Here is a 13433-nt window from a genome sequence, read left to right as displayed (position 1 = left end):
TTAGATCTATTCAATGAGTTGCTTATGCCCCTGACCGACAACCAACACCGCTTCGGCATGCAGCTGGCCCAGATGTCCCGGGGTTGGCGTGCCGAGCTGGACCGCCGCCTGGCCGGGCTCAACCTTTCACAGGCGCGCTGGCTGGTGTTGCTGCACCTGGCCCGTTTCGAAGAGGCCCCGACCCAGCGTGAGCTGGCCCAGAGCGTGGGCGTCGAAGGTCCAACCCTGGCAGGCCTGCTCGATAGCCTGGAAGCGCAGGGGCTGGTACGCCGGCAGGCGGTGCTGGAGGACCGGCGGGCGAAGAAGATAGTGCTGTGCCCGCCGGCCAAGCCGCTGATCGACCAGATCGAGACCATTGCCAATCAACTGCGGGTAGAGCTGTTCACCGGGGTGGATGAGGCGGAGCTGCAGGTGTGCATGCGGGTGCATGCCAAGATTCTGGCCAACCTGGAGAAATCCTGAGGGGGGCTGGGGCCGCTTTGCGGCTTGTGGGAGCGGGTTTACCCGCGAAGAATGCAACGCGGTGTATGGCACCGGCTTTGCCGGTGTTCGCGGCTAAAGCCGCTCCCACAATGTGTCCGGCACCTAGAAGGTATGCCCAAGGTTCAGGTACACCGCCTGCTCATGCGCACTGTTGGCACCATAAGTGAAGTTCAAGGGCCCCAGCGGCGTCTCCAGTCCCAGGAAGATGCTCGCTGCATTGATGTACCCACTGTCGAACTCGTTGTCGTTGTTCCACGCCCGCCCTCGCTCCAGCGACCCGCCGATGTACAGCGGGAAGTCCAGCGGTACGTAGGCCCGTGGCGTCAGGCGGCGGTAGTAGACCATGCGCATCAGGCTCACGTTCTGCCCTGACACCGAGTCCTGGCGGAAGCCTGACAGCTCCCGCGCGCCACCCAGCACGAAGCTCGACGTCACCACCTCGGTATCATCCAGCGTGCGCCCGTAGCGCCCGCCCAGCACGAAGGTGTTCGGCCCGCTGCTGATGGCCTTGTCCAGGTTGAACATCCACTGCCGGTAATCCTGGTCGGAATCCAGCGACTGGTCATACTTGCGCAAGGTCAGGCCGATGTCCTCGCCGCTGTGCGGGAAGTACACGTTGTCCAGGGTGTCGAACGAGTACTTCAGCTCGTAGAAACCTTCGTTGAAACTGACCTTGGGCAGGTCCTGGTCGCCGATGCGCACCTCGGCCTCTCCCCAGGCCTTGCCCACGCCCAGGCGCACTTCACCGTTGGTACCGATCTGCCGCCCCACGTTAAGGCCAAAGCCGTAACGCTCCAGGCGGTACTCGGCCACCGGGTCGTTGTCCAGGGTGGCTTCGATGTTCTGCGAGATGAAGTCCAGGTACGGTGCGATGAAGTAGCGCGAGCCCACGTCCAGCGGCTGGTAGAACTCGCTGTACAACTCCTGCTGGTCGCCGATCTGGCCACGGGTCAGCCATTCGGCGCCGAGGCTGTTGATGCCGTTTACCCGGTAGCTGGCGCCCAGATTGAAGGCGCTGTCGCCGCGCAGGTCGTCCGACAGGTTCAGGCCCAGGCGCAGCTAGTCGGTGCCACCGCGTCGGCCCCGAGCGTTGATCACCAAGGTGTTGTCGTCGCCCTTGTGTACCACGCGGTACTGCACCCGGTCGAAGTAGTCCAGGCCGTACAGCGTGCCCATGTCAGTCTGCAGGCGACCTAGCTCCAGCGGCGCACCGATCGGCTGGCGGATGTACGAGCGGATGACCTCGACGCTGACCTTGGAGTCGTTCTCGATCCTGATCGCGGTGATCGTCGGCGTGCGTTGGCGCGGCGAGCGGGCCACGGCCAGGCTGCTGTCACCTTCGGGCTGGCGCAGGGCGACAAGGCGCGGGTCGAGCAGGCGGGTGGCGCGGTAGCCGGCCTCGATCATTTCCCTGGCGCGGCCAAAGTCGGTGACGCCAAAGGCGGTCAGCGGTGGCTGGATGAGAATGTCGTCACGGTGCAGGCTGGCCAGTTGTTCTTCCGAGTTGCGCCGGGTCATCAGGGTGATCGACTGGTTGAGCACGTCGACTACCGTGGCCAGCTGCTTGCGGTCACGCAGCGGCGTGCCGATGTCGACCACGATGGCCAGGTCCACACCCATTTCGCGGGCGACGTCGACCGGGATGTTGTCGACCATGCCGCCGTCCACCAGCAGCCGGCCGTCCAGCTCGACCGGGGCGAACACCGCCGGGATCGACATGCTGGCGCGGATCACCTGGGGCAGGTGGCCACGGCGAAACACCACCTTTTCGCCACTGGCAATGTCGGTGGCCACTGCGCGGAAGGGGATTGGCAGCTTGTCGAAGTCACGGGTGTCGGCGGTGTGCGCCAGCTTGCTTTCCAGCAGCAGTGCCAGGTTCTGGCCCTGGATCACCCCCAGCGGCAGGCCCAGGCTGCCGTCGTCGCGAAAGCTGAGCTTCTGTTTGACCAGAAAGTCGCGGTCATCCTGCTTGCGCCGGAACGGCACGTCCTTGCGCGGCGGGGCATCGGACAACGCCTGTTGCCAGTCGAGGGTGGTGGCAAGCTTTTCCAGCTCTTCGACGCTGTAGCCAGAGGCATACAGGCCGCCTATCACCGCCCCCATGCTGGTGCCTGCGATAGCGTCGATGCGTACCCCCTGTTCCTCCAGGGCCTTGAGCACACCGATATGGGCCAGGCCGCGGGCCGCGCCCCCCGACAGCACCAGTCCAACCTTGGGCCTGGCCGGTTCGGCGGCGAATGCTGTGAAGGAGGAGAGGGTGAGCAGGAAACAGAACAGCAAACGGCGCATCGTGAGTCTCAAACCGTGGGCTAAAGACCGCTAGTATAAGCGGCCCCTCATCTGGAGATGCCTCACCATGGCCGACAGCAAACCGGAAATTGTCATCACGTATTGCACCCAGTGCCAATGGCTGCTGAGGGCCGCCTGGCTGGCCCAGGAACTGCTCAGCACCTTTGCCGACGACCTCGGCCGAGTGGCCCTGGAGCCTGGCACCGGCGGTATCTTCCGCATTACCTGCAATGGCGTGCAGATCTGGGAGCGCAAAGCCGACGGTGGCTTCCCCGAAGCCAAGGTGCTGAAGCAGCGGGTGCGCGACCAGATCGACCCGCAGCGTGACCTGGGTCACAACGACCGCTGAGTCAGGCGCTTTCGGCCAGTGGCCGCTGCCTGGGCGGTTGTTCGGCGGCCAGGCGGCTGGAAAGCACGATGGCGAAGATGATCAGTGCACCGCCCAGCAGCATGCGCAGGGTGGGGGTTTCGGCGAACACCACCCAGGCCACGGCGATGCCGTAGACCGGTTCCATGCCGAACACCACGGCGGCGGTGCGCGCCTTGATCACCGACAGGCTGGCGACGAACAGGCTGTGCGCCACGCCGGTGCAGAAGATGCCGAGCAGGGCGATCCACAGCCAGTCCATGGTGGCTACGCCGGCCAGGTCCGGCACCGCGAACGGCAGCAGGCACAGGCCCACCACCAGGTTCTGCCACAGCGCCGCCTGCACTGCAGGCAGGCGGCCGGAGCCGGCGCGGTTGGTGAGTGACAGCAGGGAGAACAGCAGCCCCGACAGCAATGACCAGAGCAGGCCACCGGTGGCTTCACTCGCCAGGTCGAATGCCGGCGTGACCAGTACCAGGCCGATGCTGACCAGCAGTACCAGCAAAGCCTCATTGCGGCGGATGCGTTCGCGGAACAGCAGGCCCTCGAGGATCACGGTAAAGGCCGGGAAGCTGGCGAAGCCGAGGGTGGCGATGGCCACACCGGCAACCTTTACCGCGATGAAGAAGCTGACCCAGTGGCCGGCCAGCAGCACGCCACCGAGCAGCAGGCGGCGGGCGTCCTGGCCGCTCAGGCGTTGCCAGCCCGGGCCGGCCAGGCTGGCGAACAGGGCCAGGGCGAGCACGGCGAAGGCGGCGCGGCCGAAGACGATGATCACCGGGCTGGCGCTGGCGGCCAGTTTGCCGAAGACGCCGGTGAGGCCGAAGAACAGCGCGCCGATGTGCAGGGCGCCGAGGGCGGTGCGGTGGTTCATGGGTGGTCCTTGCTCAAGATCTCTACTGGCTGTGTCGGCCTCTTCGCGGGTAAACCCGCTCCCACAGCTACTGCACCGCTTTCGAAGCCTGCGCAGTACCTGTGGGAGCGGGTTTACCCGCGAAAGGGCCGGCACAGGCCAAGTGTATAGGCTCAGGAGAATGCATTCTGTCGCAAGGCTAGTGTGGTTTGTCGCCAGACTCTCGCCGCAAAGCCAACGGCGTACACCCGAACGCCCGCAACATCGCCGCCGAAAACGCACTCTGCGAGCTGTACCCCACCTGCGCCGCAATCTCTCCCATCGGTAGCAAGGTCTGCATCACCAGCCGTCGCGCCTTGAGCAAGCGCCGCTGGCGAATGTAGTCCATCGGCGTCATCCCGCATTCCGCAGTAAAGCGCGCATGCAGGCGGGCACTGGACAACCCGGCGATGCGCGCCAGGTCAGCCACTTGCAGCGGGTAGGCGGCATGCCGCTCGATATGTGCATCGAAGGCGGCATAGGGCAGGCGCTGGCTGGTTGTGACGCTGGCGGCCGCCGTGGGGTTGAGGCTGGCCAGCAGCAGCGCTGCCCCTTGTCGGGCAATCAGCGGGTCGTGCATGGGGCTGGTCGCCAGCCAGTCCACCAACTGTTGCTGGCGCTCATCCAGGCCCAGTGCGGCGGGGCGGTCGAGCAGGCGGCGGCTGGCATCTGCATGTTCGCCCAGTTGCTCGCGCAACCAATGGTCCCCTGGTACATCCAGCACCAGGCAATCGCTGCCGCCATCGCTGGCGCAGGTGTGATGGGCGCCCGCCGGTACCACGATCAACCCCTGTCGATCGATCCCTGCGCCATGCCCCTGCACCTCGAAGTCCAGGCGACCGCGCAGGCCGAACACCAGTTGTGGGTGTTCGTGGCTGTGGGCGATCAGGCTGTCGCGGTAATGGCGCAGCGAGAGGATCGGGCCGGCGGTCATGGGGAGAGGCGTCCTCGCAGAGCAGAGGCGCATTGTGCCTCATTCCCCGCGGTCCATCACTCGTAACGGTTTTGCCACCGATCTGTCATCCGCGCCTGCCAGTCTCCAGCAAACTGCGCCGGAGCCTGCCCATGACCCATGCCGAACTGTCACGTCCCTCGCGCAAGCAACGCGTGCGTACTCTGTGGATTTCCGATGTGCATCTGGGCACCCGCGACTGCCAGGCCGAACACCTGTCGCAGTTCCTCAAGGGCTACCAGGCCGACCGTATCTACCTGGTGGGCGATATCATCGATGGCTGGAAGCTGCGCGGTGGTATCTACTGGCCTCAAGCCCACACCAACGTGATTCGCCGCCTGCTGACCATGAGCAAGCGTGGCACCGAAGTGATCTACGTCACCGGCAACCATGACGAATTCCTGCGCCGTTACTCCAGGCTGATCCTCGGCAACATCCAGCTGGTGGACGAGGCCGAGCACCTGACCGCCGATGGCCGCCGCCTGCTGGTGATCCATGGCGACCAGTTCGACGTGATTACCCGCTACCACCGCTGGCTGGCGTTCCTCGGTGACCGTGCCTACGAGTTCACCCTGGTGCTCAACCGCTGGCTCAACCACTGGCGTGCCCGCTATGGATACGGCTATTGGTCGCTGTCGGCGTACCTGAAGCACAAGGTCAAAGGCGCGGTGAACTTCATCAGCGACTTCGAAGATGCCATTGCCCACGAGTGCACCCGCCGCGGTTTTCATGGGGTGGTGTGCGGGCATATCCACCATGCCGAGATTCGCCAGGTGGGGGAGGTGGAGTACCTCAATTGCGGGGATTGGGTGGAGTCGTGCACGGCGCTGATCGAGCATTGGGATGGCACGATCGAGCTTTATCGGCTGGCGGAAGCACAGGCGCGAGAGGTGAAGGCAGCAGCGGCGTTGCGCGAACCGGCGTAGGGCTTGATAGCCCAGGGGCTGCAAAGCAGCCCCAAAAGATCTACAGGCTGATCTTGCCCAGAAGGATATCCCTGAACATCACGAAATCCCCGATCAGGCTGTACAGCGGATGGGTAAAGGTCGCAGGTCGGTTCCTTTCGAAAAAGAAATGCCCGACCCAGGCAAAGCCGTAGCCGAATACCGGCAAGGCCAGCAGCAGCAACCATTTGCCACTGCCGATGGTGTAGGCCAGCAGGGCAATCACCAGGCTGGTGCCGACGAAGTGCAGGCGGCGGCAGGTGGGGTTGCTGTGTTCCCCCAGGTAGTAAGGATAGAACTCGGCAAAACTGCGAAACTGCGCTGTGCGGTTCATGGCTGTGCTCCGGGATTAACACTTCTGGACAAGATGCACGGCGTGGAGCCTGATTCGAGTCTAGAGTGACTGGCGAAGCCTATCAGTGACAATAGGCGCCAATTGAATATCCTTGGGGTTCACCGCAGGAGCGGTCAGCATAAGAAGCCTGTCATGAGCGAAAGAACCACGTCAGCCAGCTGGGCATCAGGGATCGTGAAGGCACTCGAACTGGAAGGGCTGGACTGCCGGGCCATGTTCAAGCAGCTGGGGCTGGATTTCGCTGCCCTCGACGACCCCGACGCGCGCTTCCCCCAGGACTCCATGACCCGGCTGTGGCAACTGGCGGTAGAGCTGTCGGGCAACGAGGCCATAGGCCTGAACATGGCGCGGGTGGTGCGCCCGGCATCGTTCCATGTGGTGGGTTATGCGTTGATGTCCAGCCGCACCCTGGCCGAAGGCTTCGAGCGCCTGGTGCGTTACCAGCGCATCATTGCCGAAAGCTCCGACCTCAGCTTCGTCCTCGGCCCCGAGGGCTATTCGCTGATCCTGACCGTACACGGCGACCACCTGCCACCGACCCGGCACAGCGCCGAAGCATCGCTGGCCTGTGCGCTGGCGCTGTGCAGCTGGCTCAGCGGTCGGCCGGTGCAACCGCGCCGGGTGCTGGTACAGGGGCCGCAGCCAAAGAATATCGAACCCTACAAGGTGGCGTTCCATTCGCCGCTGGTGTTCGGTGCGCCGCACGATGCGTTGGTGTTCGAGCGCGCCGACATGGAGGCACCGCTGCCCACCGCCAATGAAGCCATGGCGATACTGCATGACCGTTTTGCCGGCGAATACCTGGCGCGTTTCTCGGAAAGCCGGGTCACCCACCGGGTGCGCCAGGTATTGTGCCGCATCCTGCCGCAGGGCGAGCCCAAGCGCGAAACCCTGGCCCAGGCCCTGCACCTGTCGCAGCGCACCTTGCAGCGGCGGCTGCAGGAGGAGGGCACCAGCTTCCAGACCTTGCTTGACGACACCCGCCGCGAACTGGCCGAACAGTACCTGGCGCAGCCGGGCATGACCCTGCTGGAAACCGCCTACCTGCTGGGTTTTGCCGACCCCAGCAATTTCTACCGTGCGTTTCGCCGCTGGTTCCATGTCACGCCCAGCGAGTACCGCGCCCGCCTGGGCGCCGAGCCCGAGGTGGTCAGTGGCGCCAGAACGCCGGCATGCACAACACTAGCACGGTGATGATTTCCAATCGGCCGAGCAACATGCCGCTGGCGAGAATCCACTTGGCAGCATCCGGCAGCGTGGCGTAGTTGCCCGATGGGCCGATCACTTCACCCAGGCCCGGCCCCACACCCGAAACCGTACCCGCAGCGCCGGTCAGGGCGGTCATCCAGTCCACACCAAGCAAAGACAGCAGCAGCGCCATGACGCAGATGGTGATGGCGAAGAAGAACGAGAAGGTCAGGATCGAGCGCACGATTTCTTCGTCGAGGCGGTGGCCGTTGTACTTCTGCTTGATCACCGCGCGTGGGTGGATCAGCTGATTGAGGCTGGCCTTGAGCAGGATGTAGGCGACCTGGAAGCGGAAGATCTTGATACCACCAGCCGTCGAGCCGGAGCAGCCGCCGACGAAGCCCAGGTAAAAGAACAGCATCAGCGAGAAGTTGCCCCACAGGCTGTAGTCACCCAGGGCGAAGCCGGTGGTGGTGACCACCGAGGTCACGTTCAGCGCCACGTGGCGCAGGGCGTCGAGCCAGTGCAGGTTGGTGGTGGCCCAGTACCAGGTGCCGAGCACCAGCCAGGTAACCACCAGCATGCCCAGCAAACCCTGCACCTGCTGGTCGCGGATCAGTGCCTTGCGGTTGCCGCGCAGGGTCGCCACGTAAAGGGTGAAGGGCAGGCTGCCGAGGATCATTACCACCACCGCGACCCAGTGCACGGCCGGGATATCCCACTTGGCAAGCGACTGGTCGGAGGTGGAAAACCCGCCAGTGGAAATCGCCGACATGGCGTGGTTGATCGCATCGAACGGGCTCATGCCGGCCCACCAGAAGCCCAGCGCGCCCAGGATCGAGAAGCCGACGTATACCCCCACGATCGACTTGGCGACCATGTGCGAGCGCGGCATTACCTTCTCCGAACGGTCGGACGATTCGGTCTGGAACAGGCGCATGCCACCGATGCGCAGCAGCGGCAGGATCGCTACCGCCATGCCGATGAAGCCGATGCCGCCGAGCCAGTGCAGCATCGACCGCCACATCAGGATGCCCGGTGACATGTTGTCCAGCCCGCTGAGCACCGTGGCGCCGGTGGCGGTGATGCCCGACATGCTTTCGAAAAGAAGGCGTCGGTGTAGCTGATGTGCTGGGTCAGCAGGAAAGGCAGGGCGGCGAACACGCACACCACCAGCCAGCTGCTGACGGTCAGCAGGTACATGTCGCGCGGGCGCAGGTGCACATGCTCGGGGCGACCCTGAAGCACCAGGGCCAGGCCGGCAATGAAGGTGATCAGGCTCGACCAGAGGAACGACGGCATGTCACGGGTGCGTTCGAAGATCACCAGGGTCGCCATGGGCACGGCCATGCTGACGGCGAGGGTAATCAGGAAGATGCCGATGATGAAACCAATGATCCTTAAGGTCGGCAACGCCATGTGATCTGCTCTGACTCTAAACGGAAGGGCGCCATTCTACCTATGGGTCTGGTGATGTAAACGCTAGAATGGCCGCACATTTACCTGCCAGGAGGGTAGCCGATGGAGGCTCTCGACGCATTGCTCAACCGTGTTTCCGTGCCACGCCTGACCGACCCGGCGCCCAATGCCGCCCAGCGCGAGGCGCTGTTCCAGGCCGCCCTGCGCGCCCCGGACCACGGCCAGCTGCGGCCGTGGCGCTTTCTCACCATCGAAGGCCAGGGCCGCGAGAAGCTGGGTGAGCTGTTCGCCGAAGCGCTGCAGCACAAGGGGGATGCCACCCAGGCAGCCCTGGACAAGGCCCGCGCCATGCCCCTGCGGGCGCCGTTGCTGATCGTGGTGATTGCCAAGCTGCAGGACCACTTCAAGGTGCCCAAGTCCGAACAGCGGCTGGCGGCGGGCTGTGCCGCGCACGGCATCCTGATTGCGGCGCATGCGCAAGGTATCGGTGCGGTATGGCGCACCGGGGACATGGCTTTCGATGCCCATGTGCACAAGGGCCTGGGGCTGGCCGCGAACGAGGAGCTGATCGGTTACCTGTATGTGGGTACGCCGCTGACCGAGCCGCGCACCGCGCCGATTCTGGAAACTGCTGATTTCGTCAGTGCCTGGGGCGAGTAACGCAGCCTTGAGCTGATTGCAGTATCAAGGCATCCGGCCCTTTCGCGGGTAAACCCGCTCCCACAGGTGTGGCGCAAGTTTCAGGCCTTGCACGGTTACCTGTGGGAGCGGGTTTACCCGCGAAGAGGCCGGATGCATTTACATCAAATCAACTGCCTGTCGCTTCAGTCACAGGCAACTCCAGCCGCGCCACGAAGCCCCCCTGTGGATGGTTCTCCAGTACCAGGCTGCCACCATGGCGCTCCGCCGCCTTGCGTGCAATCGCCAACCCCAGCCCATGCCCCGGCGCTTCCTGCCCCGGCGCACGGAAGAACGGTTCCCCCAACTGTGCAAGGTGCTCCGACGCCGCCCCCGGCCCATGGTCACGCACGCTGATCAGGATACGGTCCTGCTCGCGCACGGCGCTGACTTCGATCGGCTGGCCCTGCGGGTTGAAGCGCAGGGCGTTGCGCAGCAGGTTGTCCACGGCACGCTCGATCAGCGTTGGCCAACCTTGCAAGGTCAACCCCGGCTGAGCCTCCAGGCGCACATCCTGCTCCGGTGCGCTGAGCTGGGCATCCTTGCGCACGCTGCCGAGCAGGGCGTTAAGGTCCACCGGCTCGGCATGGGCCTGTTCGGCATCGACCCGTGCCAGGGCGAGAATTTCGCTGATCAGGTCTTCCAGGCGGTCGCATTCGCGGGTCAGGCGTGGCCACAGCGCTTCACGTTGCTCAGGCTCGGCGCGCTCGGCCAAGGCCAGGGCGATACGCAGCCTGGCCAGCGGTGAACGCAATTCATGGGACACATCGCGCAGCAACTGGCGCTGGCTGCCGATGGTGCTTTGCAGGCGCGCGCCCATCTTGTTGAAGTCCTTGGCCAGTACGCCGAATTCGTCACGTCGCGCCGCCAGCTGCGCCAGGCTGTTCTGCTGGTAAGTGGTCTGGCCCAGGTCGTGCACGGCGCTGCGCAGACGGCTGAGCGGGCGGGTAATGGACAGGGTCACCAGCAGGCTGAACAGGGTCAGCACCACCAGGGCAATGCCCAGCGCACTGAGCGGCCACAGCAGGCTTTCGCGGTGCCAGGCATCCAGCGCCGGGTGGGGGATGCGGTAGATCAGCAGGTACGTCTGGCCGGTGTCGGGGCTGGTGTATTCCTCGGTCAACCGGCGCCACGGCAGGTGCCGCTGGTCATTGTGCTGGCGTGCCTCGAAGGCCGCCGCACGGCGCGGGAAGGTGCCGGGCACCACGGCTTCGCCACTGTCGTCGAGCACCTGCACGTCGATCTTGTAGCGGTCCTTGCGCCGTTCCAAAAAATGCTGTGCCGAAGCCAGGCCTTCCTGTTCGTAATGCTTGGCCCACTTGCTGGCCAGGGTATTCAGGCCCGGGTGGCGGCTGAGGATCCAGGCGTCCTGGTTGAGCATGTGGCCCAGCAGGATTGACAGGCCCGCAACCAGGGTGATGGCCAGCCAGAAACTGGCCAGGATGCGCCAGAACAGTGAACGCAAGTGCACCTCCTGCTAACAAGAAAAGCCCGGCTCGCACTGAGGCGGGCCGGGCATCGGGCGGACAGCTTACTGGGCCTTGTTGCCTTTTTCAGCTTTCCAGGCCTGGAACTCCTGCCACTCGGCTTTCTGTGCGGCGCGTTCCTTCTGCAGTTCGTCGAACTTCTTCTGCTGCTCGGGCTTGAGCAGGGCGCGGACCGCGCTGTCGGTCTTGTCGCGGTTGGCCTGCAGTTCGTCCTTCATCGCCTTCTGGTCGGCGGCCGGCAGTTTGGACAGGTAGCGCTCGGTAATGTCGCGGCGCTGTTTCATCTGCTCGCCCATCAGCTTGCCGATCTGCTGGCGCTGGTCACGGCTCAGGTCCAGCTGGTGGAAAGGCGCATCACCGCGATGATGTGGGCCATCGTGGCGCATGCCGCCTTCAGGCATGGCCATGGCCACGGTCGGCAGGGCGGCGGCGAACATCAGGGCGATAAGGGTCTTGCGCATGGTGTCTCTCCTTTCATGGGCCGGTGGTTACCGGATGAGCACAGTCTAGGGAGATCACCGTCAAGCGCGGTCAGCGGATGGTAAAGGCTCGGTAAAGATGTTCAGAGGCAGTAGTAATAGCCACGGCTGCGCAGGGCGACGATGCGTGGCCGGCCATCGGCGTGGGGGCCGATCTTCTTGCGCAGGTTGCTGACGTGCATGTCCAGGCTGCGGTCGTACAGGGTCAGCTTGCGGCCCAGGCTGATCTGCGCCAGTTCCTGCTTGTCCAGCGGCTCGCCGGGTTGGCGCAGCAGCGCTTCGAGAATGCGGCTTTCGGACAGGGTCAGGGTCATTTCACGGCCATCGATGCTGGCCACGCCACGGGCAGGGCTATAGACCAGGTCGCCCAGCTCCACCTGGCTGGTGGTGGCGGTGGGGTGGCTGCGGCGCAGCACGGCACGCAGGCGAGCGGTGAGTTCACGCGGGTCGCAAGGTTTGGCCAGGTAGTCGTCGGCGCCCAGTTCCAAGCCAAGGATACGGTCCAGCGGCTCGCCGCGGGCCGAGAGCATCAGTACCGGCAGTTCGGCATGCTCGCTGCGTAACTGCTTGAGCAGTTCCAGGCCACTGCCGTCGGGCAGCATCACGTCCAGCACCACGGCCGCCGGGGCATGTGTGGCCAAGGCCTGGCGTGCGCTCTGGCCATCGTGGCAGGCGCGCACGGTAAACCCTTCCTGGGTCAGCCAGCTGCCGAGCAGCTCGCACAGCTCCTGGTCATCATCTATCAGTAACAGCTCGCTCATGACTCACTCAATTCAACCATTGACGGCGACTATTCGGCCCGCCAGTGGCAAAGATACCGCAGACTGATGGCAACAGTATAACTGCCGGTACCGCGTGGCCTTCTTCGCGGGTAAACCCGCTCCCACAGGGACGGCGCAGGCTTCAAGCTTGCACTGCGCCTGTAGGAGCGGGTTTACCCGCGAAGAAGCCCATGCGGTCTCAGATCAAGGCAGCACTTGCTTGAACGGCTTGACCGCCACCTTTTCGTACACGCCCGCGGCAATGTAAGGGTCGGCATCGGCCCAGGCTTGCGCCGCGGCGAGGGAGTCGAACTCGGCAACGATCAGGCTACCGCTGAAACCCGCTTCGCCCGGGTCGTTGCTGTCGATGGCCGGGTGCGGGCCGGCCAGTACCACGCGGCCCTCGGCCTTCAGTTGCTGCAGGCGTTCGATGTGCGCCGGGCGGGCAGCCAGGCGCTTTTCCAGGGAGTTTGCGACGTCGCTGGCGATGATGGCGTAGAGCATGTCAATCCTTGGGTTTGGAGGTAGAAGGGTCGTCGTGCAGGTGGCGCGACAGGTACACGCCCTGCGCTACCAGGAACATCACGGTCATGCCCAGGCTGCCGAACACCTTGAAGTCGACCCAGAAGTCCTGGAAGGTGAAGGCGACGAACAGGTTGGCCGCGCCACAGAACAGGAAGAAGCCGATCCAGGCCAGGTTCAGGCGGGTCCAGATGGCATCGGGCAGGCTCAGGGCGTGGCCCATGATGCGCTTGATCAGCACCCGGTCGCCGATGAAGTGGCTACCGGCGAAGCCCAGGGCGAACAGCCAGTTCACCACCGGTGCCTTCCACTTGAGGAAGGTTTCGCTGTGGAAGGTCAGGGTCAGGCCGCCGAACACCAGGCAGGCCACCAGGGTGAGCCACTGGCCCTTTTCCAGCTTGCGCTGGCGCAGGAACAGCGCGCCGTAGACCACCAGCGAGCTGATGATCAGCATGGCCGTGGCACTGTAGATGCCGCCGAATTCGAAGCTGTGGCCGGCGACTTCCATGGGGCGCGGGTCGAGCTTGTAGACGATGAAGAACAGCAGCAGCGGGATGAAATCGATGAATTGTTTCACAATGGCAGCCAGAATCGGGATGTGACGGCATAATAACAAA

13 protein-coding genes and 2 pseudogenes are annotated in these 13433 nt (G+C 64.4%); 5 read left to right on the top strand and 10 right to left on the bottom strand.

The genetic code is table 11. The features are described from left to right. The first annotated feature begins 24 nt into the window (after window positions 1–24). Window positions 25–462 (top strand): MarR family transcriptional regulator, encoded by a 438-nt coding sequence (locus tag KDB76_RS21400; protein WP_038410070.1) that lies wholly within the window; start codon window positions 25–27, stop codon window positions 460–462. Between the two features lie 123 nt (window positions 463–585). Here the strand turns inward: KDB76_RS21400 and KDB76_RS21395 are convergent. Next, window positions 586–2772, bottom strand: a pseudogene (locus tag KDB76_RS21395) (patatin-like phospholipase family protein). Between the two features lie 67 nt (window positions 2773–2839). Here KDB76_RS21395 and KDB76_RS21390 point away from each other — a divergent pair. Next, a complete protein-coding gene (locus KDB76_RS21390; RefSeq protein WP_003259082.1) occupies window positions 2840–3121 on the top strand; it encodes a SelT/SelW/SelH family protein in 282 nt (93 codons plus the stop codon). Window position 3122: 1 nt separating this feature from the next. Here the strand turns inward: KDB76_RS21390 and KDB76_RS21385 are convergent, their stop codons facing one another. Together KDB76_RS21385 and KDB76_RS21380 are read right to left on the bottom strand one after the other, a co-directional pair. Beyond that, a complete protein-coding gene (locus KDB76_RS21385) occupies window positions 3123–4013 on the bottom strand; it encodes a DMT family transporter (protein WP_013973683.1) in 891 nt (296 codons plus the stop codon). Window positions 4014–4191: 178 nt separating this feature from the next. Beyond that, window positions 4192–4965 (bottom strand): AraC family transcriptional regulator, encoded by a 774-nt coding sequence (locus tag KDB76_RS21380; RefSeq protein WP_013973681.1) that lies wholly within the window; start codon window positions 4963–4965, stop codon window positions 4192–4194. 131 nt (window positions 4966–5096) lie between these two features. Between KDB76_RS21380 and KDB76_RS21375 the strand changes: the two genes are divergently transcribed. Then, a complete protein-coding gene (locus KDB76_RS21375) occupies window positions 5097–5909 on the top strand; it encodes a UDP-2,3-diacylglucosamine diphosphatase (RefSeq protein WP_013973680.1) in 813 nt (270 codons plus the stop codon). 40 nt (window positions 5910–5949) lie between these two features. Here the strand turns inward: KDB76_RS21375 and KDB76_RS21370 are convergent, their stop codons facing one another. Further along, entirely contained in the window at window positions 5950–6261 is a 312-nt protein-coding gene (locus KDB76_RS21370; RefSeq protein ID WP_013973679.1) for a DUF962 domain-containing protein, read from the bottom strand. A gap of 153 nt (window positions 6262–6414) precedes the next feature. On the opposite strand from KDB76_RS21370, the gene KDB76_RS21365 reads away from it, so the two are divergent. Further along, on the top strand, window positions 6415–7476 hold the full coding sequence (locus tag KDB76_RS21365) for an AraC family transcriptional regulator (protein ID WP_023662138.1): 1062 nt from the start codon (window positions 6415–6417) through the stop codon (window positions 7474–7476). Here the strand turns inward: KDB76_RS21365 and KDB76_RS21360 are convergent. Continuing rightward, window positions 7433–8889 (bottom strand): annotated as a pseudogene (locus KDB76_RS21360) (TrkH family potassium uptake protein). The gene KDB76_RS21365 and the pseudogene KDB76_RS21360 sit on opposite strands and share 44 nt — an antisense overlap. Before the next feature lie 102 nt (window positions 8890–8991). Here KDB76_RS21360 and KDB76_RS21355 point away from each other — a divergent pair. Next, window positions 8992–9549: a nitroreductase family protein gene (locus tag KDB76_RS21355; RefSeq protein WP_013973676.1), complete on the top strand. Its 558-nt coding sequence runs from the start codon at window positions 8992–8994 to the stop codon at window positions 9547–9549. Between the two features lie 148 nt (window positions 9550–9697). Here the strand turns inward: KDB76_RS21355 and KDB76_RS21350 are convergent, their stop codons facing one another. The 5 genes from KDB76_RS21350 to KDB76_RS21330 all read right to left on the bottom strand — a co-directional run bounded on the left by KDB76_RS21350 (window position 9698) and on the right by KDB76_RS21330 (window position 13393). Then, the gene (locus KDB76_RS21350; RefSeq protein WP_013973675.1) at window positions 9698–11038 is read right to left on the bottom strand and encodes a HAMP domain-containing sensor histidine kinase; all 1341 of its coding nucleotides are present in this window, start codon (window positions 11036–11038) and stop codon (window positions 9698–9700) included. A 60-nt stretch (window positions 11039–11098) separates the two neighbouring features. Beyond that, a complete protein-coding gene (locus KDB76_RS21345) occupies window positions 11099–11515 on the bottom strand; it encodes a Spy/CpxP family protein refolding chaperone (protein WP_013973674.1) in 417 nt (138 codons plus the stop codon). Between the two features lie 101 nt (window positions 11516–11616). Next, the gene (locus KDB76_RS21340) at window positions 11617–12294 is read right to left on the bottom strand and encodes a response regulator transcription factor (RefSeq protein ID WP_013973673.1); all 678 of its coding nucleotides are present in this window, start codon (window positions 12292–12294) and stop codon (window positions 11617–11619) included. A gap of 204 nt (window positions 12295–12498) precedes the next feature. Next, a complete protein-coding gene (locus KDB76_RS21335) occupies window positions 12499–12798 on the bottom strand; it encodes a YciI family protein (protein WP_013973672.1) in 300 nt (99 codons plus the stop codon). Between the two features lies 1 nt (window position 12799). Beyond that, window positions 12800–13393 (bottom strand): septation protein A, encoded by a 594-nt coding sequence (locus tag KDB76_RS21330; protein WP_003259096.1) that lies wholly within the window; start codon window positions 13391–13393, stop codon window positions 12800–12802. Window positions 13394–13433: the final 40 nt, after the last annotated feature.

It is taken from the genome of Pseudomonas sp. JS425 (genome assembly GCF_018223845.1).
GTDB lineage: Bacteria > Pseudomonadota > Gammaproteobacteria > Pseudomonadales > Pseudomonadaceae > Aquipseudomonas > Aquipseudomonas asiatica.
The sequence above is the reverse complement of the archived record's forward strand: the minus strand, read 5'-3'. Positions and strand labels throughout refer to the sequence as shown.